Genomic DNA, 24807 nt, shown 5'->3' on the forward strand with positions numbered 1-24807 from the left:
GTCGACGGACGTCGTTGCGCAGCGTGATCCGGCAACTACTTGACCGGGCCGTGCAACTCCCCGGGCCGGTGGTCCCGTTCTACCTCCGGCACAAGGAGGCAGTCGACGTGAGAGCCGAAGACGAACAGGCGTTCCGCGAGTTCGTGACGTCCCAGATGGCGTCGCTGCGCAAGCTGGCGTACATGACCTGCGGTGACTGGCACGCGGCTGAGGACGCCGTGGCCAACGCCCTGGTCAAGCTCTATCCCCGCTGGCGGAAGCTGGAGCGGCCCGATCTCTACGTCAAGACCATGGTCTACCGGGCGGCGGTCGACGAGACCCGGCGGCCGTGGCGGCGGGAGCGGTCGTCCGGTGACGCCATGCCGGACGTCGCGCTGCGGGACCCGGCCGACGCGACCGACGAGCGGATGCGCCTGCGGGCCGCGCTCGACGCCGTACCGGCCCGGCAGCGGGCCGCCGTCGTGCTCCGGCACTACCTGGGCCTGAGCCTGGAGGACACGGCCGGCGTCCTCGACTGCACCGTGGGCACCGCCAAGAGCCAGGTCTCCCGTGGCCTGGCGAAGCTGCGCGAGTCGCTCGCCGCCGAACGCATCAATCTCACCGGGAATTCGATCGAGGAGTGGACCAGTGCAGTTGCATGAATTCGTGGACGCGGTGACCGGTCAGGAGCCACCGATGACCCGTACCGCCGACGACATCGTCGCGGCGGGCCGGCGGGCGCAGCGGCGTCGCCGGGCCGGGTTCGCCTCGGCGGGCGCGGCCGGCCTGGTCGTGGTCGCGGTCGCCGGGGCGTTCGCGCTGCCGACCCTGGGCGCCGGGCGGGACACCACCGCCGCGCCGCCCCCGGTGGGTGCGGCGGCCGGCCCCGCGGAGGCCCGCTGGGCCGACGCCCCGCCGTTCACCTTCACCTTCAAGGGGTACGACGCGGGCCCGCTGCACGTGCAGGACCCGATCGTCGCGTCGGTCGGTTACCAGATCGCCTCGGTCTACTCCGACGGCCACATCTCGAACGACAAGCCGGTCACGGCCGACGAGATCGAGGCGCGTGGCGACGCCATCGAGCGCAAGAAGCGGGCCACCGGGGGCAAGCCCAGCCTGTGGGCGTACCTGACCGTCTACCGGCCGGGTGTCTTCGACCCGGCCGGGGTCAAGAACGGCCGGAAGGTCACCGTGGCCGGGCACAAGGCCGTGCAGGCGACCCTGCCGGTCGGCCTCGACCCGAGCAAGCCGGTCGACGAGGGCAACAAGCTGCTCGCCTGGGAGTACGCGCCCGACGCCTGGGCGGCGGTGACGTCGATCTCCAGTTCCGTGTCCTCGCCCAGCTTCCAGGACCTCGGCGGCCTGGTCGGCGGTCTGAAGCCCAGCCGGCCGAAGCCGGCCCCGGTGCCGTTCACCGTCGGCTACGTGCCGGCCGGCTACCGCCCGTTGCAGTCGGGCACGCACGCCATGCCCGGCCTCAGCGGCATCGCCGCGGCCCGCGCCGGTGACTTCGGCGGCGCGACGTACACCCGGCCGGCCGCGCCCACCTCGGGGCTGACCGCGCCGTACGACGCCACCGAGAACGGCATCAAGGACGGCTTCCACATCTTCGTCACGCCGGGCAGTAGCTCGAACCAGTCCCCGGAGCCGGGCGTGACGAAGTGCTACCCCGGCTCGGACCGGACGGTCCCGGGCGGCGACGCCGCAGGCGGCGGCTTCTGCAACATCTGGAACGCCGACGGCACGGTCGTGCTCCAGGTCAGCGGGATGGGCCTGGGCAACAAGCTGCCGGTGGCCGAGCTGAAGAAGATCGCCCAGGGGATCAGGGTCGCCGACGTCAGGGACGAGTCGACCTGGACCCCGGCCGCGCAGGCCCTGCGGCCGTAACGGAACCGTCCACTCCGGCGGATCGGCACGCGGCAGGGGTCGGGGCCGACCGCCCCGGCGACAGCGGCACCGCGCACGACGGCGGTGCCGCTGTCGCCGTTTCCGGGTGCCGCCGCCTCCCGTTCCCGCCGCCGGACCACCGCACCGGCGGTACGCTGCCGCCCGACCCTTCCGTCCGGTGAAGTTGGTCGATGCCCTTAATGAGCGGGCCGGATGTCTTGGCAGCGGCGCGCACCTCGGCTACCGTCGTGGGAACGCTCCCATGTAGAAACATCTATGTGATCAGGAGGCAACACGTCGTGGCTACCCTCTCCTCGCTCCGCCGTAGATCGGTGGCGGCCTTCAGTGTGGCGGCCGTCGCGGGCGTCACCGCCGCCGGCGTCTGCCTCGCCGGTGGCACCGCCTCCGCCGGGACGATATCCGGACCGCTCTACCGCGACCCGACCACTGCCGTCGTCCGCTGGGTCGCCGCCAACCCCGGCGACTCGCGCGTCGGCGTCATCCGCGACAAGATCGCCAGCCAGCCGCAGGCCCGGTGGTTCGCCAACTTCAACCCGTCGACCGCGCAGTCCGAGGCCGCGTCGTTCGTCGGCGCCGCCAACTCCGCGCGGCAGATCCCGGTGCTCTCCATCTACGAGATCACCAACCGGGACTGCGGCGGGGCCAGCGCCGGGGGCGCGCCGGACCTCAACCAGTACCAGACCTGGGTGTCGAACTTCGCCCGTGGGCTGGGCAACCAGACGGTCATCATCATCCTGGAGACCGACTCGCTCGCCCTGCTGACCTGCCTGAACAGCAACGAGATCAACGCCCGTAACCAGGCGATCTCGACGGCCACCCGGACCCTCAAGGCGGCCAACCCCAACGCCAAGGTCTACCTCGACGGCGGTCACTCCACCTGGAACAGCCCCAGCGAGACGGCCAACCGCCTGCGGGCGGCCGGCGTGCAGTACGCCGACGGCTTCTTCACCAACGTGTCGAACTTCAACCCCACCTCCAGCGAGGCGAACTTCGGCCGGAACGTCATCAACGCCCTCAACGGCATGGGCATCTCGGGCAAGCGCCAGGTCATCGACACCAGCCGCAACGGCGGTGCCAGCGGTGACTGGTGCGGCGACGACAACACCGACCGCCGCATCGGGCAGTATCCGACGACCAACACCGGCGACAACAACATCGACGCGTACCTCTGGGTGAAGCCGCCGGGCGAGGCCGACGGTTGCCGCTACACCGCCGGCTCGTTCCAGCCGGACCTGGCCTTCAGCCTGGCCAACGGCGCACCCAACCCGCCCGTGACGACCCCGCCGACCACCCCGCCGCCCACCACGGCTCCGCCGACGACCCCGCCGCCCACCACGGCGCCCCCCACCACGCCGCCGCCGGCCGGCAACGGCTGCACCGCGTCGGTGGTGGTCAACCAGTGGAACGGTGGCTTCACGGCGAGCGTGACGGTCACCGCCGGCGCCACCGCCCTCAACGGCTGGAACGTCAGCATCAACCTGCCCGGCGGTGCCAGCGTCACCAGCACCTGGAGCGCGCAGTCCAGCGGCACCAGCGGGACCGTCCGGTTCACCAACGTGAGCTACAACGGGCAGGTCGGTGCCGGGCAGTCGACCAACTTCGGCTTCCAGGGCAACGGCACCGGCCCCGGTGCGACAGCCACCTGCGCGGCCAGCTGATCCCATCCGACGGCGACGGCCCGACGCGGAGAACCCCTGCCGCGTCGGGCCGTCGCCGTTCGGCGTCCCCCGCTCCGGCTCCGCGCCGGGCAGATCGCCATGCTCCGCGACTACTTCACCGAACCACCGTCCGACGCCTCCGCCGGTCGGTAGCTCACCCGGGCACCCCGGGCGTCGCTACCGGGCGTCGACGCCGGTGAGGGCGGCGTCGACCGCGGGTGCCGACGACCTGACCGACCCTGCCGGGAGCAGCTCAGGCCGCAGGCGCGAGGACGATGGTCTTGCCGGACAACTCACCCGCGCCGGCCTGGGCGTGCAGCGCGGGCAGGTCGGCCAGCGCCACCCGTCGGGTGACCTCGACCCGCAACTCGCCGGTGCCGACCCGCGCCGCCAGGTCGGCGAGCTGGTCGGCGTCGCTGCGGACGAACAGGTCGATGCCGCGTACGCCGCGCTCCTCGTCGGAGGGGGCCGGCATCCAGACGGTGGTGTTGACCAGGGCCCCGCCGTCGCGGATCAGCGGGACCAGCGCGGCGAGCCGCTCCGGGGCGACCGGGGCGAGGTTGAGTACCAGGTCGACCGGCTCGGTCACCGCGGCCACCACGTCGGTGCCGGTGTGGTCGATCACCTCGTCGGCCCCGGCGGCCCGGACCCGGTCGGCGCTGCGGGGGCTGGCCGTGGCGATCACCCGGGCGCCGGCCTCCTTCGCCAACTGCACCGCGTAGCCGCCGACCGCACCCCCGGCCCCGTTGACCAGCACCCGCTGGCCGGCGGTCAGCCTGCCGTGGTCGAACAGTGCCTGCCACGCCGTCAGGCCCACCAGCGGAAGCGCCGCCGCGTCGGCCAGCGGAATGTTCCTGGGTGCCCCCGTCAGGATCTCCGCCGGGGCGATCACGTACTCCGCCGCCGCACCGGTACCCGTCATCGGCAGGAAGCCGATGACCCGGTCGCCGACCGCGACGTCGGCCACACCGTCGCCGACCGCGTCGACCGTGCCGGCGACGTCGAGACCGGGGGTGTGCGGCAGCTCGACCGGGATCGGGCCCTGCATGTAGCCCGCCCGGATGTTGCCGTCGACCCCGTTGAACGACGTCGCGGCGACGCGGACACGGACCTGGCCGACGCCGGGGGTCGGCTGCTCCACGTCCTCGTAACGCAGCACCTCGGGACCACCGAACTCGTGGAAACGCACTGCCTTCATTGCTGGACCTACCTTCGGGTGGACGCCGCCGACGCGTTTCGAACGTTCGGCGGAACACGGGTGCGGCATCGCTTGACGTCGCCAGGGCATCCGGTCCGCTGTCACCAGGGTCGCCCGGAGGCAGCCGCCGGAGCTGCGGTCGCTGGATGCGTCACCCAATCTGGCAGGAACCGGCGCGGTCAGCCTGGGCCAGGTTGGCCCACCCTGACGATGCCCGGCCCACCGGCGTCGTCGACGATCTCGGCGAGGCGCGCCGCATCGACCGAACGCGGTGCCGCGGTGAGCATCAGGGCCGACAGATCGTCGCCCGGGATGGTGAGCAGGCTCCCGACGAGCGTGACGACGCCACCGTCCGGATGAACGAACGCGGCGCTGCTCTCGTAGGCGACCACCGGTCGCGGCGTGCGCCACAGGGTGTCGAACAGGCCGCTGCGGCTACGCATCTCGTCCACCAACGCGGCGAGGGAGGCGTCGGCCGGGTAGCGCAACACCGCGCTACGCAGGCGGGCGACGAGGACCGCCTCGTGATCGGTCGCCTCTGCCGCCGACTGCCGGAAACCCCGGAACGGGTCGCAGAACGTACGCCAGGCGACGTTCCACTCCCACGGGTCCCCGGTGAGGTCCCAGTGCCCCAGGGCCAGGAACGCGTTGTTCACGGCGACCAGGTTCATCGCCGCGTCGGAGACGAACATCGGGGTGTCGGTGAACCGTTCCAGCAGCCGCATCGCGCCCGGACCGATTTCGTTCGGCACCCGCCCGTCTGCGGCGGCGTACCCGGCCAGCGCGCAGAGCCGCTCGTACTCCGCCCGCCCGACGCGCAGGGCACGGGCGATGGCCTGTACCACCCCGGCCGACGGGTGGCTGCGCCCCTGCTCCAGCCGGCGTACGTAGTCCGCCGACATGCCCGCCAGGTCGCCGAGTTCCTCCCGCCGCAACCCCTGCACCCGCCGCCGACCGACCGGCAGCCCGACCGTCGCCGGCGTCGTGCTCTCCCGCAACTGGCGCACCGCGACGCCGAACTCGTGACGATCCACGGCCCCAGTGTGCCCCGCCGGTCGGACCGCAGGTCGCGGGTGGTCCAGGGGGTTATCCCCGGGACGGGTGCGGGTGGAAGCCGCCTTCTAGCGGCCCCGTCGCGCTCCTAGCGTGGGAACGACCGAGGGCGGCCGCAGGCGCAGCCCCGGTTTCCCGAGGAGCCCGCTCATGGCACGAGGAATCCGCACAGCCCTGTTCGCCGCGTTGGTCGCCGGCTGTCTGACCCTGGCGAACGCGGCACCCACCTTCGCCTTCGGCACCGTCGCGCCGTCGACCCTGCAGGGAGGCGACGGGCCGGCCCGGCTGAGACTGCCGACGCCGACCGGGCCCTATCCGGTGGGTACGGTCGACCTGCACCTGGTCGACCGCTCCCGCACCGACCCGTGGGCGACCACCCCGGCCTCCCGCGAGCTGATGGTCAGCCTCTGGTACCCGGCCACCGACGTGGCCCGCTTCCCCCGGGCACCCCACATGCTGCCCGGCGCGGCGGCCCACTTCGGCAGCGCCGACGGGGTCGGGGTCAGCCTGTACGACATACCGGCCGGCGCGGTGGACTTCGCCGCCACCCGGACCAGCGGTCACCGGGGTGCGCCGATGGCGCGGCACGGGCGACCGTTCCCCGTGGTGTTGTACTCCCCCGGGGCCGGCGACCCACGGACCTGGAACACCACCCTGGTGCAGGACCTGGCCAGCCGGGGGTACGTGGTGGTGACCATCGACCACACCTACGAGACGTCCGAGGTGGAGTTCCCCGACGGCCGGGTCCTCACCACCGTGTTGCCGCAGCTCTTCGAGCAGGCGCAGCAGCCCGACGACTTCCAGCGACTCGCGGCCCGCGTGTTCGACACCCGGGTCGCGGACACCCGCTTCGTACTCGACCAGCTGGCGGCCCTGCACCGGGGCGGCAACCCGGACGCGGAGGGCCGGCCGTTGCCCCGGGGCGTGGCGGGCGGCCTGGACCTGCGCCGGACCGGCATGTTCGGCGTCTCGGCGGGCGGGATCACCGCTCTGCAGGTGATGAGCGGGGACCCCCGGATCAGGGCCGCGATCGACATGGACGGCAGCATCGAGTCACCCATCGTCCCGGACGCCCTCCGGTTGTGGCCGGTGACCCGCACCGGCCTGGACCGGCCGTTCATGCTCGTCGGTGACGCCGGCACCGACCACCGGCAGACGCCGTCCTGGCGGATGCTGTGGGACAACAGCACCGGCTGGCGGGTCGACCTGCGGCTCGACGGCGCGCCCAGCGAGGACGCCTACAAGGACGTCGTACCGCTGCTCCCGCAGATCGCCAGGCAACTCGGCCTGCCCGACAGCTTCGTCACCGGGACCATCGGCACCATCGACCCGGCCCGCGCCATCCGCACCCAGGAAACTCTGGTCACCGCCTTCTTCGACAGGTGGCTGCGCGACCGGGACGGGCACCTGCTGGACGGTCCGTCGCCACGACTGCCCGGCGTCACCTTCATCCCCTGACCCGCGATCCACCCCGCCGGCCGGCAGCCGTGTCAGTTGCCGGCCGGCGTTCGTGTCGGTCGCCGGCCGACGGGCACGCACGCCGGCCGGCGTCGGACCGGCAGGGTCAGCCGCCGAGGTGACGCAGGACGGCCAGCACCCGGCGGTTGTCGCCGTCCGAGGCCGGCAGCCCGAGCTTCGCGAAGATGTTCGCCACGTGTTTCTCCACCACCCCGGGGGTGATGGCGAGCGCCGCCGCGACACCGGCGTTGGACCGGCCCTCGGCCATCGCCGAGAGCACCGCACGCTCGCGGGGGGTCAGCGACGCCAGCCCCGCCACGTCCCGCCCGGCCCGCATCAGGTGACCGACCACCTCCGGATCGAGCGCCGTGCCGCCGGCCGCCACCCGGGTCAGCGCCGCCACGAAGTCGGCGACGTCGGCGACCCGGTCCTTGAGCAGGTAGCCGACCCCGCTGGGCCGGTCGGTGAGCAGGCGGGTCGCGTAGCGGGTCTCGACGTACTGGGAGAACACCAGCACCCCGACCCCGGGATGGTCGCGGCGGATGTCGATCGCGGCGCGCAGCCCCTCGTCGGTGTGTGTCGGCGGCATCCGGATGTCGACCACGGCGACGTCCGGCAGGGCGTCGGCGACGGCCGACCGTAACGAGTCCGCGTCGGCCACCGCCGCGCACACCTCGAAGCCACGGTCGGTGAGCAGCCGGACCAACCCCTCGCGCATCATCGCGGCGTCCTCCGCGATCACCACCCGCATGCCGTCGCCTCCGTTTCACACCTGTGTGGGTAGCTCGATCTCGACCCGGGTGGGCCCGCCGGCCGGGCTGTGCACCCGCATCCGGCCGTCCACGACGGTGATGCGGCGGGCCAGCCCGGTCAGGCCGGGGCCGTCCGGGTCCGCGCCGCCGGTGCCGTCGTCGGTGACCCCGAGCGTCAGACTCCGACCGGTGCCGACGACACCGAGCCGGACCCGGGTCGCGTGGCTGTGCTTCGCCGCGTTGGCGAGCAGTTCGGCCGCGCAGAAGTAGACGATCGTCTCGATCGCCGGCGCCGGCCGGTCGGGCAGTTCGACCGTCACCGTGACCGGGAGCGCGCTGCTGGAGGCGAGGGTCGCCAACGCGTCGCCGAGGCCGTTGTCGAGCGCCGGCGGGTGGATGCCGCGTACCAGATCGCGCAGGTCGGCGAGGGCGTCCTTCGCGCCACGGTGGGCGAGGGCGACCAGCTCGCGGGCCTGCACGAGGTCGGGCGGCGGGCCGTCGACACCGAGCTTCTCGGTGGCCATGCCGAGGTTCATGGCCAGCGTCGCCAGCCGGATCTGCGCGCCGTCGTGCAGGTCCCGTTCCAGCCGGCGCATCATCGTGGCCGCGTCGTCGATGGCCTGGGCCCGGCTGACCTGGAGCTGCCGCACCCGTTCGGCGAGCCGACGCGGGCCGAGCAGCCACCGCATCGCGGCCAGGTCCGCGGTGGTACCGATCCGTAGCAGCGTCGGTGCCACCAGGAGCATGGCGAGACCGGCCGCCGCGATGAGGAACGCGCCGGCGATCGTCCGCGCCCCCATGGGGCCGAACGGGGTCAGCGCCCACACCGGCCCGAGGCGGGTGCCGGGCGGATGGTTGCGGAACAGCGGCCACCACAGCGGGTAGCTGAGGTTGACCGGCCCGACCACGTAACAGAACAGGCCGTAGCCCTGCGGAACGGCAAGCGGCAGCTTGAGCAGGGCGTACCCGCAGGCCCGCCAGCCCGGTCCGTCGGTGACCAGTGCACCGGGCCGCCGCGACGGCCGGGGTGGCGGAGCCTGCACGGGTACGCCGAGCAGCCGGGACGCGAGCCGGCGGTGCACCGCTCCCGTCGCGCGCCCGGCCGGGGCGGCCAGCACGACCAGCAGCGCGACGGTGAGCGGGAACAGCACCAGGAACAGCGGCGCGACGGTGGGGGCGGGCTCACGGGACATGGCCCCGGTGGCCCACAGGACGAGGGCACCCACGGCGGGCACGAGCATCGGTACGGCCAGGACCGCGACCGCGCTGAGCACCCCGACCAGGCAGAACACGGCCTGACTCAGGACCGGTCCGCTGAACGGTGCGCGCAGCGCGGTCATCGGCCCATTCTGGCCGATGACCGCGCTGCTGCCTGCTCCGTTGCGACCGGCCCGGTCGTGGCCGGCCCTGCTGTCGTCGGCCCGTGGGTCACGCATCCCGGGAGCGGAGCAGGACGCCACCACACCCGATCGCCACCGCCGCGTACCCGCACATCAGCAGCACGCTGACCCACCCGGTGAACAGCCCGAACCCGGGCGAGAGCACCGCCACCGAGTTGAGCAGCATCAGCGGTGGCATGAAGCGTCCGACGACGACGCCGTGCTCGCCGAACAGCCCGACCACGATCGTGGGGACGAACATCAGAGCGAACAACGTCCCGATCGCGGCCCCCGAGTGCCGTACCAACGCCCCGACACCCACCCCGATCAGCGCGGTGGCGGCCAGATAGCCGCCGGTCAGCAGGACCGCCCGCAGGACCGCCGGATCCCCGAGGGAAGCGGTCGGGATGGCGGTACCACGGATCGCGAGCTGCCCGCCCAGGTAGCCGGCGGCCGTCCCGGTCATGCCCACGGCGAGAGCCGCGCCACCACATACGGCGGCCTTCGCCGCCAGGACGGTCCGACGCCGCGGCACGGCGGCGAACGTCGACCGGATCTGCCCGGTGCCGTACTCGCCGGTCACCAGCAGGACGCCGAGCACACCCAGGAACAGTTGGGCCAGGATGGCGCCGCTGAGACTGTTGTTCAGGATCTGGGCGGTGGTGGCGACCGGCGTGTGGGACCGGTAGCCGAGGCCCACCCCCACCCCGGTCGCCGCCATCGACAGCACCGTCGCGACCGTCAGCCACCACGTCGACCGGACGCTGCTCAGCTTGATCCACTCCATCCGGGCCACCTGCCGGAATCCGTAGCCGTTCATGACACCTCCGTGCCGCGGTAGTCGGTGGACTGCGAGGTGAGCCGGAAGAACGCGTCCTCCAGCGTGTCGTGGCGGCCGGCGAGTTCGGCGACGGTGGTCTCCGCCAGCAGTTCGCCCCGGCCGATGACCACCAGCCGGTCCGCGGTCAGCGCCATCTCGGCGATCAGGTGACTGGACACGAACACCGTCCGGCCCTCGGCGGCCAGGGCGCGCAGCAGGCTCCGGATCCAACGGATGCCCTCCGGGTCCAGCCCGTTGACCGGCTCGTCGAGCAGCAGGACCCCCGGGTCGCCCAGCAGCGCCACCGCGACGCCGAGCCGCTGGCGCATGCCGAGCGAGTAGGTGCCGGTGCGCCGCTTCGCCGCGTCCGACAGACCCACGAGGCGCAACACCTGGTCGACCCGCGAACGCCGGATGTCGTTGCTGGCGGCGAGCGCGGCCAGGTGCGCGTAGCCGCTGCGGCCAGGATGGAACGCCCCGGCGTCGAGGAGTGCGCCGACCGACCGCAACGGCCACGTCAGGTTCGCGTACGGCACCCCGCCGATCAGCGCCTCCCCACGGTCCGGAGCATCCAGCCCGAGGATCATCCGCATCGTCGTCGACTTGCCGGACCCGTTCGGGCCGAGGAACCCGGTCACCACGCCCGGCTGGACCCGGACGGTCAGCCCGTTCACGGCGACCCGGCCCCCGTATCGCTTGGTCAACTCCCGTAGCTCGATCACGAGATCGACGGTAGGTAACCCGCTCGGCGGTCAGAAGCCGGCAACCACCCGGCCCGGCCTGGTGGTTTTCCCCCAGCGACCCGTATCCCACGGCGGCAGCCGCTCGGACGTCGCTCCCGACGACACATCCGGATCCGCAGTCCGCCGCCGCGATGCAACACAGTCGGCGTGGACGGCCATAGTGTGCTGTGAGGCATCAGGTACGGCCGTCGGACGAGGAACTGTGGTCCTCGATCGCCGCCGGTGACGAGTGGGCATTCGGTCGGCTCTTCGACCGGTACTCCCGCCCGGTCTACAACCACGCGTTCCGGCTGACCGGCCGCGTGCGAGGTTCCGGATCGGACGCTGGTGCTGCTGGCCTACGCCGGTCTGCGCTCGGTGAAGCGCTCGCGCCGTGCCGCCCGGCACGAGCTGGATCGTGGACTCGCGTGGCGTCCCAGTGGCGGCTCGTGGGCTCGGCCACGCCGACGCCAGTGTGACGACCCATCACTACGCCCGTGCCGTCGACGGCCGGGACCCTGCGGTCGCTCAGCACCTGGACACGAGTCGGGAGATGGTGGCGAGGCGATCGCCCACGCAAGCGCCGGAAGGCGGAACAGCTATCGATGATCAAGGCTGTGGCCTGGTGCCCCCGGCAGGATTCGAACCTGCGACACACGGTTTAGGAAACCGATGCTCTATCCCCTGAGCTACGAGGGCGCGAGGGCCCAGTCTAGCGACCTGCGGGTTCACCTGGGGTGGCAGGGAGTGGCCCACGTTCACCCGCGTTCCCCGGACCGCCGTTCTCCCAGCCCAGGACCACAGCTCGAGCACACGAACCCCGGCTTGCGACCGGCGGTCGGCCGCGGTGACCCGCGTTGGCACCGGTTCACCCCGGGTGGCATCCGCTGGAGAGCACACACCACGCACATCATCTAAGATCAACGACGTTCCGTCCGCATGCCCACAGTCGGCGCCGCCACCGGAGACCGGGAGCGCTGACCCTGGGTCACTTGGGCCCGCCGCGATTCTGACCATGACGGTCGCCAAGCCTCCGTAAGCCGATGAGAGTGCTCATGATGGCTGTGCACGCCACGCAGAGCTGCAGGCCCAGCTGCGGCGACGATCGACAGGGCTCCACTACACTTGAGTATGTAGGCACGCTCGACGGGAGACAGCGGTCATATGCCACGGGCTAAGGCGTTCGAAGTTGCGTACAACGGTTACACTTACTACGTAGCAGTCATCGATGGACAAGAGCTCCTTAAGTCGAGCTTTGTGTCACGACGCGCTGAGGACGGCGAACGTGGGTTCAATCGGGCGTTGGCTCCGTCGCGAGCCCGCGAGATTTCCCGCTACCTTGACGACGAGCGTTCCTCAATTCCTACGAATGTCGTGCTCTCGGCGCAACCTGAGGCAAATCTTAGATTTTCGCGGAGCGCCATTGAATGGGATGCCGGCGAGCACGCCTTTCTGGTGCTAGACGGGCAGCATCGCCTTTATAGCATGTCTTACACGGAGCACGACTATCCGCTAGCCGTAGCCATTTATTCGGGCCTCACGCGCGAAGCTGAAGTTCGTCTCTTCATCGACATCAACACCAAACAAAAGGGTGTTCCTCCCGCACTACTTCTGGACATTAAGCAGCTTGCGGGCGTCGAGACTTCTCTCGAAGAATTGCTTCGACGCCTCTTCGACTATGTAGGCAGCGCAGAAGGAAGCCCGCTGTATGGGTTACTCTCGCCCGCTTCGACCAAGCCGGGAACTGTGAGTAGGGTTACGTTCAACGTTGCCCTCAAGCGACCAATGGAAGCTGGAATCCTTGCGCAAACCGACAACGATGAAGATCGCGGAAAGTTGGTTGTCAACTATTTGCGAGCGGCGGATAGGATTTTGCGCCAAAGTGGGGCCCAGACATCTTCGCTAACACGGGCGACCGTGCTGCAAGCCTTCTTTGAGCTCTTTAACGAGGTCGTCGATGCAACACTTCGCAACCACAAGAGCCTCAAAGACGCTCAGATCGCCAAGACTTTGAGCCCTCTAGCCGACCTGGATTTCGACTCTTACGGCGGCGGGAACCGTCCAAGTAAGACTAAGCTTGTCTCTGACATGCGGGCGAAGCTGACAGAAGCGCCCCGGCTCACCTCAAACATGCTCTAGTGCTAGACCGGACTATCGCGCTCGCTGAATTAGGAGTTCGAGCGCTAGCAGCCACGGGAAATCAGCCAAACTCACTCAGCCATCCGTTTAGCCTGGTGCAGCTGGCCGCGACGGATGTCACGGGCTGGCGGAGTGTGGGTCAGGGTGTCTGGGAAAACGACTTTCCGGCCGAGTCAGTTCAGCTCGCGACCTTCACGCATGCCGAGATGGCTGCCGATCGCTTTAGCCGGCAGCTAGCTTCCGCCTTGGATGGAGTCGCAAACGGCGCCGATCCTCACTGGACCGCCGTGACGACTTACTATGCCTCGTTCTACGCTGCCCAGTCCCTCCTATTGCGCTGCGGCAGCGGGGCGGTGCGATTTACTGGCGTCCGGGGCTTGCCCTTTCAAGGCGTATACGCCATTTCCGCCAAGGCATCCAACGTGTACGCAGGCCGCGTAGCCGTGAGGCTTTCCTCAGTTGGTGGCAGCTCGCATCGCGCCACATGGCGGGAGATCGTTGATCTGCTAGACGATCTAGTCGGCATTGAATCTAACCCGCGCGCAATTCTAGTCCTAGAGACCCTCAAGAAGGAGATATCTCGACCTAGATGGCTTAGCGATGCCCGGAATGAGATAAACTACGACCTGACCTCCTCGCCTTTCAGGATGCCGAATTGGCCGTCGTTGCTGTTCAAACTCGACAATGAATCTCAGGTCGAAGATGAACTTGCTCGTTCTGAGCAAGTCAGAACTGAACGGCGGTTCGAAATCGTAACCATGAGCCTTGCCATCCTCTCCGCGCAGCTGCGCGAAGAATATCGGGTACGCGGCGGTAGAATTGATAGTCGCCAGATTCGTGAAAGAGAAGCAATTCTCCCAAGTCACAGCTGGTTGGTGATGCATGAACGTGCGTGAAATCGCGGGAGAACGCCCACCACAGTGCTCTCATGCCGCAATACTTGCGCTCAGTGTCGTCATAGAATTGCCGACTGAAATGCCAGCGGCTTAAGCGAATCTTGATACGGGATAGCTCGAGCCTGTACGGCTTGGAGGTGAAGTCTGCGAGGAAGACAACATCGACGTCACGCACCGACGGCGGCCGAACACGTCGCCGTACCGCTCGGCCCAAGCCAGGTCGCGATCGGCGCCGGCGCCGATCCAGGCGTCCGGCCGGCCGGAGTCTCGAACGGCGCCCAGCGCCCGGATCAGCCACGGGCTGCGCTGGACCAGATCCCGTAGCTTGTCTTCCCGCATTGGTTCCCCTGGTTGCCGCTGTTGGGATTCCTGGTCAGTCGAACAACCGGCCCACGAGGGCACCTTGGCCGGCTTGCAGGACGTGCGCGGCCCGTAACGGTATCCAGAAGCACTCGAACCGGGTGGGCTCCTGCTCGCCGTCGTGGTCTTCCTGGCTCGCCCATCGCTCGGGCGTCGGCTCGTGCAGCGCCAACTCGAAGACGTGCCGACGTTGGATCTCGAAGCGGAGCGGGCTGATGTCGTACTCGATCGCCCCCAGCTTGCGCACGACGGTGAAGCCGGTCAGTCCGGTCTCTTCGCGGGCCTCGCGCAGCGCCGCGTCCGCCGGGTCCTCACCGGGGCGAACGCTGCCGCCGGGCACCTGGATGCCTACCTCCTCGTAGCTGAAGTCGGTGTGGCGGAAGACGAGCAAGTGACCTTCCCGCGCGACATAGCAGAGAACGTTGTTGGTGAACACCTTCTCGGGCATGGTGCCTTCCTCCACTCCTTTCCTCTGGTGCGTCTACCCGGGGTCTGGCAGGTCCATATCGGGCAGGCCGAAAATGGCTTCCTGGGCCGCTCGGGCGAGGGTGGCCTGGGCGGCGGCGGGTAGGCCGAGCCTGTTCCAGTGGAAGATCACGTGCAATGCGATTACTGCCCGCAGACCACGAGTGAGGGTGCCCCTTTCCCGTTGGCGGTGTAGAGCTGCTCCGGCGCGCGCGAATGCGGTGTGCCAGTCGCCGGGGGTGCGAGGTGCGCCGAGCAGCAGGCTCCGAACATCTCCGGTGAACCTCTCCCACCTGGAGGCATCGGTTGTGGGCGCCTGGTTGAGGTGTGCTGCGCGGTGCTCGACGACTTGGGCCCAGACGTCGCCTTGCTCGTTGAGGTCCAGCCCTGCTGCGCGCATCAGGGCTGTGCACAAGATCAGGGAGTGCTCGCGCCGGGTGGTGGGGTGCTCATGGAGGTAGGTGAGGAGGTGCCGGCTGTCGTGGTGGAACAGCGTGTGGGCGGTGGTCATGGCGTCGTGGCCGCCGAAGGCGTGGGTTTCGGGCTCGTAGATGTCCCCGTTCCAGGTGACCCCTTCGGTGAGTAGCCGGTGGACTTGGTCGCCGCTGTCTGGGCTGTCCGTGGGGAGGTAGCGGATGCGCCAGGCGCCTTTGCGGATGAACCACCACGAGGTGATGAGGTCGGCGGCCTCGGCGGCGGAAAGCACTCGGCTGAGATGGGTGATTGCCTGTTGCTCGCGCTCACGTGCGGTCTGGCCGGGATAGCTGATGTTGACCTGGCGCCAGGGGATGTGGTCCACGGGTGCTCTTTCGTCAGGTGAGGAGGAGACAGGCATCCCAGCCGGTGGTGGCGGCGACGAGGTCGGCTCCCGCCTTCCCGTCGAGGAGCCCGTCGGGCTCGTTGGTGGTAGGGGCCGCCTGCCGGTGGAGATCGTTGACGAGACCGAGGGGTACGGAGGTGAGGGCGTCGGAAGCGATGCGGCGGGCGGTGGCCAGCAGTCCCGCGGTGCCGTGGCACAGGCCTCGGTCGGTGAGCCGCCGAAGTTGTTTGGGGTCGTTGACACAGGTAGTGATTGCGGTCTCGGCGAGGTGCTGGCGTACGGTGTCGTGGAGGGCCTGCGCGGTGAGTTGCTGGGCTCGGGCGATGCCGGGGGTGCCGTAGCACCACGACGGCCGCAGTGGGGTTCGCTGGGCCGGTGTTGCGCGGCGCAGGTCGGTGAGGGTGATGGTTTGCGGCCACCAGATCGCACCGTCGGTGTGCTGCTGCCAGGCATCCAGCCATCGGCTGATGCGGCTGATCGCCGTGGCGTGTCCGGCGACGGTGACGCCGTCGCGGAGGGTGAGGGCGAGCAGTGCCAGCGGACCCGTGATGCCGTGGGCCATGCCGAAGTTCGCGTGACCGCCGACGGGCGGTGGTTGGCGGCGTTCGGGGCCGTTCCGGCACCACCAGCCGGGTAGCTCGCCGAGCGGTTCCGTGAGCCGGACGAGGTAGTCCAGGACGTGGCGGAGCAGGTCGTGATCGCCGAGCCGGCGTAGAACGACCCCGAGCCCGGTCAGCCCGCGGATGAGGTCGTACTCGGCGTAGTGCGGCTGCTCGTGTCGGTCGATGCGGCGGTGGGCGGCGTCGAGCCGTCGGCGGGTCACCGTGGCGGTGCCGTCGGCGGTGGCCGCTCGTGCCTGAGTGAGCCCTGGGTGGTCTGTGGTGGCGAGGACGAACGCGAGCGCGGGAGCGCCGTAGAAGAGGCTGGCCCCGTCGGCGATGCTCAGGCCACCGGCGGTGGCGTCGCGCAGTGCCCCGTACGCCGCAGGCCAGTTGCTGGTTTCCAGGTGCAGCAGGGCGATGCCGGCCGCGCCGTCGGCGAGGGACTGCCCTGCGGTCACGGTTTACGCCCGCCGAGGATGCCGGTGAGGGCGATGGTTCGGGCCAGCCGCAGGCAGTGCTGTTCGGAGGCGGGGCCGACGCCAATCATGCGGGCGTGGTGCAGGTGCAGCAGGTCGCCCAGCACCTCGGCGGCGTCGAGTCCGTCACTGACGACCATCGACCGGTAGGCGGCCAGTGCTGCCGCGAGCCGCTCGTCATGTACTGGGCGTCGGGCATGTTCGAGCTGGGCGGGGTCGAGGCGGGGTCCGGTGCGGTGAGGGACGTGGGTGGTGAGCCAGCGGGGGCCGTCGCCGGTGAAGCTGTCGGCGATGGCGATCATTCCGGCGGCGGTGACGGCCTGCCGGTCGCCGGTGAGCCTGTACAGGGTGGCGCGGGAGTCGGCGGCGAACACCCGTTCGGCGGCGGTGAGGGTCGCTGCGGCGCCGTGGCGGGTTTCCGGGCGGTAGGGGTGCAGGCTGTAGTCGTGTACGAGGGCGTGATCGTGCATGTGCCGCACCCAGCCGGCGAGATGGCGGGCGATGTCGGCGAACCCGTCGGTGTCTTGAAGCGGGATGCGCAGCCGAAGGTGCGGCTCGGGGTGCGGATACCTCAGGAACCACCAGCCGGCTGGGAGGTGATCGGCGGAGCGGCTGGCGAGGTCCGTCAGGATGTCGTCGAGCCGACCGTGGAGGTGTGCCTCCAGCCACCGTGACCGCCCTGGCCAGTGCTGAACAGTGGTTGCGGTTCGGGCTGGTCGGGCTGGTCGGGCGGCGGGCGCTGGGTGGGTGAGGGTGAGCAGGAGTTCGGCGGGGCGGTCGTTGATCCAGCCCGCTGTCCCTGGAGCCTCCGTGATCACAGTGCGGGGATGTCGGGCGAGCTGGTCGCGTAGGCCCGCCAGGTGCGTGTAGTTGTCCAGGTCAAGGCGGAGGCGGATGTCATCGTCGCCGACCAGGACCTGCTGCGGGATGTGTCGCTGGTGGCGGTGTCGCTGCCAGGCGTCGTGCCACTGCGGCCAAGGCGTGCTCGGAGCGTGAAGCGCAGTGGAGTCGATGATCCAGCGGGCTGGGTGCACGATGGTCCGCCCGCGCCGCAGGCGGGGTAGGAACGGCAGGCCGCTGGCGTGTCCCCAGTCGAACCGGCTGCACGGTGCCGTCCACGCGGTCCAGATCTCGGCCAGGAACCGCATCAGCGGCTGCTGCAACGTGGGCAGCAGCACGCTGTTGAACAGCAGCGGCTCGACAGGCTGACCGGTGGTCAGCGATACCAGCCACAACCGGCGTCCGTCGCCGGCCACCGCCAGGTCTTCGATCGTGTACGGCGGTGCCGGATGGAAGTCGCCGACAGGAAGGACGGGCAGCAGCTCGGGCGTCCGGGCGACTGCGGTGAGACGGGCGTCAAGGGGTGGTCCGGACAGTTGCAGCGGGGCCGCGCCGGGCAGGGCGGTCGGCAGATGGCGGTAGACCTGTTGAAATCCGGCGAGTTCAACAGGGGTGAGCAGGTGCAGGAACCGGGCCGCGGCGACCCCGGCGTGGCGGGACCCGCTGAGTACCGTCAGGGTGAACGCGCCGCGGTCCAGGTCGCGGGGAGTGTCGGCGGCGAGGGCGAACCGCAGTTCGGTGTGCGGGATCGGCGGGCGGTCGTCATTCCAGCGGAGTCGGTCGATCAGCGTGTCGTCGAGCACCACCTCGGCGCAGCCGTCGAGTGCGGCCTGCTGCGCGAGCTGTCCGAGCAGCCGGTCGCGGGCGGTGAAGAGAGTCGGGGCGCGGCGAGTGGATCCCCGGTAGCCAGCTGGAAAGCCCAGCACGTTCAGCACCTCACGGATGGGAACAGCCGCTCCTGGACCCCATCGCTCGATGAACGCGCTGTGGTACTCGGCCCATCCAGGGGTAGGTGGTGGCGCTACCGCCACGAGGGTCGACGCGGCCCGCTCCGCCTCGTGCAGGACCGGCGGGGGCAGGGTCACGGCGATGTCGGCGCGGAGATCGACGGCGACTCGGTTGCCCGGTTCCGGGATGGCGTAATGGCGGGTGAGGTGTGCGGACGGGTCGGTGGCGGTCATGGGTGGGCGTAGGGCCGAGAGCAGCACCCCGGTGTGAAGCAGGTCGGCCAGCAGCCGCTCGGCGTCGGCGATGCTGGCGGGTACAGCGATCGTCTCGGCGAGGTCGGCGAACCTGACCGGGGACCGCGCCGCCTGGATCGCGGCCCGGATCGGGCTGGTCAGCCGGACCTCAAGGTCCCACCGCCGATCGTCGCTGGCGTGGGCGCAGGGCAGCACCCACCTTTCGCCACGCCGGTATCCCAGCGAGTTCGTCACCACCGCGACGGTGCGCAGGGTCGCCAGATCCTGTTCGGCCCGCGCGGTGTGCTCGGCGATGAACCGGCCGTCGGGGCGGGAGAACGCACGGTGGGTCTCGCCCAGGTGGACCGCCGCGCGAGCGCCGAACCGGACCGGGGCGACACCGGCGAACGTGCCGAACGGGGTCGCCCGGGTGGTCCAGCGCAGCAGGTACCGGACCGCTGACTGCAGCAGGCGTCGTAGTCGCTGCTGGGACATCGGCTCCCCGCTCAGCGTGCGTTGGATCTGGTCGGCCAACTGCGGTGCCGCGCCGGTGACGGCTGCCGCGAACCCGGGCAGCGCCCACGTCTTGTCCAGCCACCCGCGCCACTGATCCGGATGACCATGGGCGATGTCGGGCCAGGGAGGCAGAACGAGGCCCCCGGGGTAGGCGGCGACTCTGATCAGCGCCGCACCAGCTGCGGGAACCATGATGCACCACCGAATCGACGGGCCCGGCGCACGCGACGCCGGGCCCGATCGGGAGAGAACGGAAGGGTCAGTTGCCGCCATCGCACTTCGTGGTGCAGGCGTTGGAGCCGGTGTTGCCGGAGCCGCACCCGTCGTCGGTGGCGGTGGCGTAGCCGCCCGCGGTGGGGCCGGCGTCAACCAGGCTGACGTCCAGGGCGAACTCCGAGGTGTCGGTGTCGTTCATGTGCGTTCCCTTCTATGCGAGGGTGAGGGTGAGGACGAAGCGGCTGTGCCGCTTGTCCAGCACCGTCCCGGCCGGCAGGTCGCCGTCGGGAGTACCAGCGGGCAGGACGTGCAGCACCGGTGACGGGCTGCCCGAATCCAGCCACGCGCGCATCTGTCCGACCATCCGACCGGTCGCCGACGCGGCGTCGGGCCCATGTGCACAGGCGCCGAGGTCGAACATGTCGTCGTCGTTCCATCGCAGCGTCGAGCGGTAGCAGAGCGCGCTGTTGTCGAGGGCGGCCGGCGTGCCGAAGCGCCATGCCGGGGCGACGACACCTGCATCGACGGCCTCCTGCTGAGCCGTGAGAACGACGAACTGCTGTCCCGCGTCGGTGATGCGGGACGCCAGCCACAGGTCGAGGTCGGCCAGGACGGTACGAGGGGGCAGGCTCACCCCGGCCCATGCCTGCGTCTTGGGCTGCGCCAACAGCGCACCGACGGCATGGCGGTCGACCTTCTGGTCCTCGTCCAGCCGCAGGTGAACCCCGTCAGCGACGTCGACGTACCGCACCTCATGTGCCCCGGCGCCCTGCATCGACACGAACCCGCACAACCGCTGGCTGTGACTGACCAGCCGGTCCCCGGTCCGACGCATCGCCCACGAGCGGGTCATCCCGAACGTCCGTAGCGGCACGACCAGCGTTCCGTTCTCGGCGAGCTGCGCGGTCCAGGCCGGCGGGATGTCCCAGGCGCCGACCGTGACGATGATCAGGTCGTATCGGCGGCCCGGATTGACCGGTTGCTCGGCATCGGCGCACACCACGACCACGTCGTCGTAACCCGCAGCGGTGAGGCAGGCGGTGGCCCGGTCGGTCACCTCGCGGTCGATGTCCACGGTCGTGACGGATCCCGACGGGCCGACCAGCTCGCGCAGCAGCGCCGCGTTGTATCCGCCGGAGCCGATCTCCAGGACGTGCCGGCCGGCCAACCCGCCGTCGACGGCGTCGGCGGCCTGACCGAGCATCTCGGCGATGAGCCACGGCGCCGACACCGAACTGACCGCCTCGTCGCCGATCCGCTTGGTCACCACGGCCTGGTCGGCCCGGTACGCCTCTGCCAGCGCGGCACCCGGCGTGAAGAGATGGCGGGGCACGGACCGTAGCGCCGCCTCCACCTCGAGCCGCATGACCAGTCCCTTCTCCGCATGATCAGCGACGAGCTGATCGACCATCGCGGTGTGCAGGTCCTCGCCGTTCGCCGTGTCGACACTCATTCGGCCGTTCTCCTTCGCATTTCCATCAGGGCCTCCCGATCGGATGGCCCGCCGTTCCGCTCTCGTCGGGCTCAACAGGGCGTCAAGCCGCTGGACTCGCCAAGTCACCGGGGAGTCCGAAGTCGATGTAGTCCCGGTCGAGGGTTCCGTCCTGCTGGCGCGGTGCATCAGGATCACGGGCGGAACGGTCTCCTGCTCCACTGCGACATCCCGTGCTCGTTCGAGTCGGGGCGGATCTGACGAGTAGCCCGGCCCGTCTCCACACTCGCGCGTCGAGCCCGTGGAGTGAACGCCCACCATGCGGACGACGCGGTTGTCCGCATGTACGCCACTCCTGCATCTATCCCGTCTCGGTGTTCTTGGTTGCGCCGCGCTGAACACTGAGTGACCCTATGTGCGCGATATCCATGCTGCTCACCGCCATGGTGGTGCAAGCAGCCAGAGGAGGCGGTGCTATGGGCCAGACCCCGCGGACGCTCCAGCCGTCCCTGTCTGAGCGCCACTTCTTCGGTGCCGAGCTGCGTCGGCTACGGGAGCAGGCCAAGCTCTCACAGGCGCGTCTCGGCGCGATGATCCGGTTCAGCTCTGATCTCGTGCGTCGGGTCGAGACAGCGGACCGTTTCCCGTCCCGGGAGTTCGTTGAAGCATGCGACAGGGCATTGGCGGCCGGTGGGGCGTTGGTCCGCCTGCTACCGCTTCTTGAGGAAGAACGTGGGCGGGCGACTCTTCCGAGCGGTCCTACCCGCGCCGGCGCCCTGCTGGCCGCCCAAGGGGAGGAGATGCCCGGGGTGGCGGACATGGTCGTCCGTGTCCCCTTCCAACCCGGCGTTCTTGACCGCGCCGCGCTGGACTGGCTGAACGCCTCAGCGGGACCCGGTCTGTCCGTGACCGGCCGAGCCGGCTCACCTGATCAGGTCTGCGAAGAGGATCTAGACTCCGCCGAGGCCGCCCTGGCGATGTTCCGCCAGTTGGATCACACCCACGGTGCCGGACAAGTCCACGCCCAGGTGCAGCGGTACGTCGAACGCGAGCTGAACCGGCTACTGGCCAGCCCGCCGGCCTCGGAGGCGGTCGGTCGGCACCTCTACACCCTGGCGGCGGGGTTCTTCGAGCTCTGCGGGTACCAGGCGGTCGACACCGGTGCCCATGGCCTCGCCCAGCGCCGCTACCTTCGTGCTCTTCGTCTGACGGAAGCCGCTGGCGACCGCTTGTACGGCAGCTACCTGCTCGCCGTGAACATCGGCCATCTCGCCCTGCACTGCGGCCACCCCGAACCGGCACGAAGGATGGCGTTGACGGCGGTAAGAGGAAGCGAAGCGCTGTTGACGCCCGCAGTGGCAGCCACGCTGCACGCGGTGGTGGCGCGGACGCACGCCCGCCTCGGGCGCGAGGGCGACTGTCTGCTTCACCTCGACACCGCGGAGAAGCAGCTGGCCCGCAGCAAGCCCGAGGACGAGCCGGCCTGGATCCGGTACTTCGATGCGGCGTATCTCGCCGACGAGATCGCCCACTGCTTCCATGACCTGGGTCAGCCGCAGCAGACCCAACGGCACCTGGGCGACGCTCTCACCGCTCTGAGCCCCACTCATGTCCGACGACTCGCCATTGACACGGCTCTCCTGGCCTCTTCGCTGGTCGCCGCCGGACGCCTCGACGAGGCCTGCGCCACCGCACGCGAGGCAGTCGACCACGCCGCACGAACCTCTTCACACCGCTGCCTGCAGCGCATCGTCGAGGTACAGGTCGACCTCGAGCCCTACCGGTGCAAGCCGGAGGTTCGCGAGTTCGGCGAGTACGTGCATCATCGGCTACCGCTGGCCGCTGTGTAACCCCTGTTGATCGTTGGCGGCATCCGCCAGCACGGAGCGGTAGTGGGCCAGTTCTGCCTCCAACGCCGCGCCCGCTCGACGGGACGACGCCACGTAGTGGCCGACATCAGGAAGGAGCAACACCTTGGGCGCTATGCCGAGAGACGTCAACTCCTCGGCGAGTTTTTGCACATCATCGGCTTCGGCCACCTCGTCGGCGGTGCCGTGAATGAGCAGCACTGGCCGTTGGATCTCGGCGGCACGGACCGCACCGGCGCCTCCGCGTAGCCGCATGGCGTGCGCCCGCTGGAACCGGGGCACCGTCCGCGCCCACCGGTCAGGATCCACGATCGCCGACACGGCGGTGGCAGTGGCGAACGGGCCGTCCTGTGCCACCGCGTGCAGAGCGGTGTATCCGCCGGCGCTGGCACCGCGGATGAACACCTGCCCCGGCAACGCCCGCCCCGCCGATAGCAGGTGAACCGCCACAGCAGCGCAGTCGTCGACGTCTTCCAGGCCCCACCGTCCGTAGAGCGACTCCCGGAACGTCCGGCCGTACCCGGTGCTACCCAGGTAGTCGACGTCAACGACGGCGAACCCACGACTGGTGAAGAACTGCGCCTGCCAGTCCAGGCGCAGCAGACACGAGGCGGTAGGCCCGGGATGCGCGCGAACGATTACTGGTGCGAGCCAGTCCGCAGTCGAGTTCGTCGGCGCGTACACCAGGGCAATGACCTCCCGGCCACCGGCCACCCGTACGCGGAGCTCCATCGGCGTGGATACCCGCACGCCGTCGAGCGCGGCATGCTCCGGGCTGGCGAGCACCTCCACCTGAGGGGGATCGATATCAGCCAGGTCTACGAGCGCGACCTGCGGGGCTGCGGTCGGCGACGAACCGATCAACGCCACCGTCGTCCCTCGGAGGGCGAGGTACGGCTTGATCGACGTGTACGGCAGGTCGACCGGACGGACGGTGCCGTCGGGCTCGATGACGACAAGGCGGTGTCGCGGCCCCTCCTGCACAACCGCGACGATCCGACCGTCGTCGAGGAAGCCGTACGACGCGTAGCCCAACTCCCAGGGCTCCGCAGCGCATTCGCCCGCGATCGGTGCCACCGCCTCCACCGTGAGGCCGTCCCACCGGTAGAGGTTCCACCAACCACTGCGGTCCGACACGAAGTACAACGCTCCGTCGGGTCCCCATCGCGGCTCCACCGCCGATTCCCCCGGACCCCCGGCCAGCTTCACGGGATTCTCGACCTCACCGTGCGGCGAATAGGCGGCGGTCCACACCTCGCAGGCATCCCACGGCATGTCGTGCTCGCTCCAAGCGGTCCAAGCCAACCGACCCGGGCCTGGCCGAGGCGCGCCGAGAAACGCCGGGGACGAGACCAGAGTCCGCATCCGCGGAGCGCCGGTGAGGGGCACCGCCACGAGCTGGTCACCCTGCTCCGACTCCCGCACGGCCAGCAACTCGCCGTCACCGATCGTCAGATCACCGAAGCACCCGTGACCGACCAATTCGAGTTCGTCGCCATCCAGGCGCCTCCGGTAAAGGCGATCTCCGCCGACGCACCACAACGTTCCCTCGGCGACAACGAACGATCCGCCTCCGTACGCGTGCACTCCGCTGCCGACATCGAAGTTCTTCGGACTGACGTCACGCTTGCCATCGCTTGCCCGCCAGCCCGTCACCGTCGTCCCCTGCTCCGCGTCGGGGCGGGTTTCCAACCAATACACGCCGTCGTCACCGGCACGTAGCTGGTCGTAGCTCACCGAGGCGCGGACGGCGTCATCGACCGACACTTCAGCGGTCCTGTCCGCCACCCTCACGTGTCCTCCTCGAACAACTCCCAGCAGGCCGGACTACGGCCGGCTCGCCAACCGGTCCGGGCATCGTCAAGGCCGGCAGCTGGTCTCGGACCTGCAGGCACCGCGAGTGCTCAGATGACCGACTCTACGCCCGAACGGCCTGTCCCTGCCGCTCGATGTTCCCCCTCGGGAACTGCCCGCCTCCTATTTCGCGCTCTCGAGGCAGAGTCGATGCGGACAACAATCCTTGTCCGCATATCCGGTATCGACCAGGCCATTCGAGGCGAGCCACCATT

The 24807-nt window shown here is 69.9% G+C and carries 20 protein-coding genes and 1 tRNA gene; 7 read left to right on the forward strand and 14 right to left on the reverse strand.

What is annotated here, in order from left to right:
* Positions 1-107: 107 nt before the first annotated feature.
* The 3 genes from JQX11_RS17095 (at position 108) to JQX11_RS17105 (ending at position 3545) form a co-directional block, all read left to right on the forward strand.
* Complete coding sequence (locus tag JQX11_RS17095) at positions 108-641, forward strand: SigE family RNA polymerase sigma factor (protein WP_204925928.1); 534 nt, start codon at positions 108-110, stop codon at positions 639-641.
* The gene (locus JQX11_RS17100; protein WP_204925929.1) at positions 628-1866 is read left to right on the forward strand and encodes a hypothetical protein; all 1239 of its coding nucleotides are present in this window, start codon (positions 628-630) and stop codon (positions 1864-1866) included. Before JQX11_RS17095 ends, JQX11_RS17100 begins: the two co-directional genes overlap by 14 nt.
* A gap of 332 nt (positions 1867-2198) precedes the next feature.
* Positions 2199-3545, forward strand: coding sequence for a glycoside hydrolase family 6 protein (locus JQX11_RS17105; protein ID WP_307826221.1), 1347 nt, complete (start codon positions 2199-2201; stop codon positions 3543-3545).
* Positions 3546-3798: 253 nt separating this feature from the next.
* Here JQX11_RS17105 and JQX11_RS17110 read toward each other — a convergent pair whose 3' ends face one another.
* Positions 3799-4743, reverse strand: coding sequence for an NADP-dependent oxidoreductase (locus JQX11_RS17110; RefSeq protein ID WP_204925931.1), 945 nt, complete (start codon positions 4741-4743; stop codon positions 3799-3801).
* 179 nt (positions 4744-4922) lie between these two features.
* Entirely contained in the window at positions 4923-5777 is an 855-nt protein-coding gene (locus tag JQX11_RS17115; protein ID WP_204925932.1) for a helix-turn-helix domain-containing protein, read from the reverse strand.
* A gap of 169 nt (positions 5778-5946) precedes the next feature.
* Here JQX11_RS17115 and JQX11_RS17120 point away from each other — a divergent pair, with 169 nt between their 5' ends.
* Positions 5947-7254, forward strand: coding sequence for an alpha/beta hydrolase family protein (locus JQX11_RS17120; RefSeq protein WP_204925933.1), 1308 nt, complete (start codon positions 5947-5949; stop codon positions 7252-7254).
* Positions 7255-7360: 106 nt separating this feature from the next.
* Here the strand turns inward: JQX11_RS17120 and JQX11_RS17125 are convergent, their stop codons facing one another.
* The 5 genes from JQX11_RS17125 to JQX11_RS17145 all read right to left on the reverse strand — a co-directional run bounded on the left by JQX11_RS17125 (position 7361) and on the right by JQX11_RS17145 (position 11626).
* The gene (locus JQX11_RS17125) at positions 7361-8005 is read right to left on the reverse strand and encodes a response regulator transcription factor (RefSeq protein ID WP_204925934.1); all 645 of its coding nucleotides are present in this window, start codon (positions 8003-8005) and stop codon (positions 7361-7363) included.
* Between the two features lie 15 nt (positions 8006-8020).
* Positions 8021-9442, reverse strand: a complete 1422-nt coding sequence (locus tag JQX11_RS17130; RefSeq protein WP_232377972.1) for a sensor histidine kinase — start codon at positions 9440-9442, stop codon at positions 8021-8023.
* Entirely contained in the window at positions 9435-10205 is a 771-nt protein-coding gene (locus JQX11_RS17135; protein ID WP_204925935.1) for an ABC transporter permease subunit, read from the reverse strand. The genes JQX11_RS17130 and JQX11_RS17135 overlap by 8 nt, the downstream gene beginning before the upstream one ends.
* Positions 10202-10927: an ABC transporter ATP-binding protein gene (locus JQX11_RS17140; RefSeq protein ID WP_204925936.1), complete on the reverse strand. Its 726-nt coding sequence runs from the start codon at positions 10925-10927 to the stop codon at positions 10202-10204. Before JQX11_RS17140 ends, JQX11_RS17135 begins: the two co-directional genes overlap by 4 nt.
* Positions 10928-11550: 623 nt before the next feature.
* Positions 11551-11626, reverse strand: a tRNA-Arg gene (locus JQX11_RS17145).
* Between the two features lie 465 nt (positions 11627-12091).
* On the opposite strand from JQX11_RS17145, the gene JQX11_RS17150 reads away from it, so the two are divergent.
* Positions 12092-13066 carry a DGQHR domain-containing protein gene (locus JQX11_RS17150; RefSeq protein WP_204925937.1) on the forward strand — a complete coding sequence of 325 codons (975 nt, stop codon included), beginning with the start codon at positions 12092-12094 and terminating at the stop codon, positions 13064-13066.
* Positions 13067-13161: 95 nt separating this feature from the next.
* A complete protein-coding gene (locus tag JQX11_RS17155) occupies positions 13162-13962 on the forward strand; it encodes a hypothetical protein (RefSeq protein ID WP_204925938.1) in 801 nt (266 codons plus the stop codon).
* Positions 13963-14335: 373 nt separating this feature from the next.
* On the opposite strand, the gene JQX11_RS17160 is transcribed toward JQX11_RS17155, so the two are convergent.
* The 6 genes from JQX11_RS17160 to fxlM all read right to left on the reverse strand — a co-directional run bounded on the left by JQX11_RS17160 (position 14336) and on the right by fxlM (position 20891).
* The gene (locus JQX11_RS17160) at positions 14336-14770 is read right to left on the reverse strand and encodes an NUDIX hydrolase (RefSeq protein WP_204925939.1); all 435 of its coding nucleotides are present in this window, start codon (positions 14768-14770) and stop codon (positions 14336-14338) included.
* A 33-nt stretch (positions 14771-14803) separates the two neighbouring features.
* Positions 14804-15586 (reverse strand): thiopeptide-type bacteriocin biosynthesis protein, encoded by a 783-nt coding sequence (locus JQX11_RS17165; protein ID WP_204925940.1) that lies wholly within the window; start codon positions 15584-15586, stop codon positions 14804-14806.
* A 13-nt stretch (positions 15587-15599) separates the two neighbouring features.
* The gene (locus JQX11_RS17170) at positions 15600-16667 is read right to left on the reverse strand and encodes a lanthionine synthetase C family protein (protein ID WP_204925941.1); all 1068 of its coding nucleotides are present in this window, start codon (positions 16665-16667) and stop codon (positions 15600-15602) included.
* Complete coding sequence (locus JQX11_RS17175; protein WP_204925942.1) at positions 16664-19414, reverse strand: lantibiotic dehydratase; 2751 nt, start codon at positions 19412-19414, stop codon at positions 16664-16666. The genes JQX11_RS17170 and JQX11_RS17175 overlap by 4 nt, the downstream gene beginning before the upstream one ends.
* A gap of 67 nt (positions 19415-19481) precedes the next feature.
* Positions 19482-19637 (reverse strand): FxLD family lanthipeptide, encoded by a 156-nt coding sequence (gene fxlA / locus JQX11_RS17180; protein WP_088643751.1) that lies wholly within the window; start codon positions 19635-19637, stop codon positions 19482-19484.
* A 12-nt stretch (positions 19638-19649) separates the two neighbouring features.
* Positions 19650-20891 carry a methyltransferase, FxLD system gene (gene fxlM, locus JQX11_RS17185; protein ID WP_204925943.1) on the reverse strand — a complete coding sequence of 414 codons (1242 nt, stop codon included), beginning with the start codon at positions 20889-20891 and terminating at the stop codon, positions 19650-19652.
* A gap of 455 nt (positions 20892-21346) precedes the next feature.
* Between fxlM and JQX11_RS17190 the strand changes: the two genes are divergently transcribed.
* Positions 21347-22720, forward strand: a complete 1374-nt coding sequence (locus JQX11_RS17190; RefSeq protein ID WP_088643749.1) for a helix-turn-helix domain-containing protein — start codon at positions 21347-21349, stop codon at positions 22718-22720.
* On the opposite strand, the gene JQX11_RS33450 is transcribed toward JQX11_RS17190, so the two are convergent.
* Positions 22700-24526: a S9 family peptidase gene (locus tag JQX11_RS33450; RefSeq protein ID WP_307826222.1), complete on the reverse strand. Its 1827-nt coding sequence runs from the start codon at positions 24524-24526 to the stop codon at positions 22700-22702. The two genes, JQX11_RS17190 and JQX11_RS33450, sit on opposite strands and share 21 nt — an antisense overlap.
* Positions 24527-24807: the final 281 nt, after the last annotated feature.

The sequence above is a fragment of the Micromonospora humida genome (genome assembly GCF_016901255.1).
GTDB lineage: Bacteria > Actinomycetota > Actinomycetes > Mycobacteriales > Micromonosporaceae > Micromonospora > Micromonospora wenchangensis.

Coding starts and splice junctions, on each gene's coding strand:
- JQX11_RS17110 (WP_204925931.1), bottom strand. CDS start 4,743: ATGAAGGCAGTGCGTTTCCACGAGTTCGGTGGTCCCGAGGTGCTGCGT.
- JQX11_RS17120 (WP_204925933.1), top strand. CDS start 5,947: ATGGCACGAGGAATCCGCACAGCCCTGTTCGCCGCGTTGGTCGCCGGC.
- JQX11_RS17125 (WP_204925934.1), bottom strand. CDS start 8,005: ATGCGGGTGGTGATCGCGGAGGACGCCGCGATGATGCGCGAGGGGTTG.
- JQX11_RS17130 (WP_232377972.1), bottom strand. CDS start 9,442: ATGCGTGACCCACGGGCCGACGACAGCAGGGCCGGCCACGACCGGGCC.
- JQX11_RS17135 (WP_204925935.1), bottom strand. CDS start 10,205: ATGAACGGCTACGGATTCCGGCAGGTGGCCCGGATGGAGTGGATCAAG.
- JQX11_RS17150 (WP_204925937.1), top strand. CDS start 12,092: ATGCCACGGGCTAAGGCGTTCGAAGTTGCGTACAACGGTTACACTTAC.
- JQX11_RS17160 (WP_204925939.1), bottom strand. CDS start 14,770: ATGCCCGAGAAGGTGTTCACCAACAACGTTCTCTGCTATGTCGCGCGG.
- JQX11_RS17175 (WP_204925942.1), bottom strand. CDS start 19,414: ATGGTTCCCGCAGCTGGTGCGGCGCTGATCAGAGTCGCCGCCTACCCC.
- fxlA (WP_088643751.1), bottom strand. CDS start 19,637: ATGAACGACACCGACACCTCGGAGTTCGCCCTGGACGTCAGCCTGGTT.
- fxlM (WP_204925943.1), bottom strand. CDS start 20,891: ATGAGTGTCGACACGGCGAACGGCGAGGACCTGCACACCGCGATGGTC.
- JQX11_RS17190 (WP_088643749.1), top strand. CDS start 21,347: ATGGGCCAGACCCCGCGGACGCTCCAGCCGTCCCTGTCTGAGCGCCAC.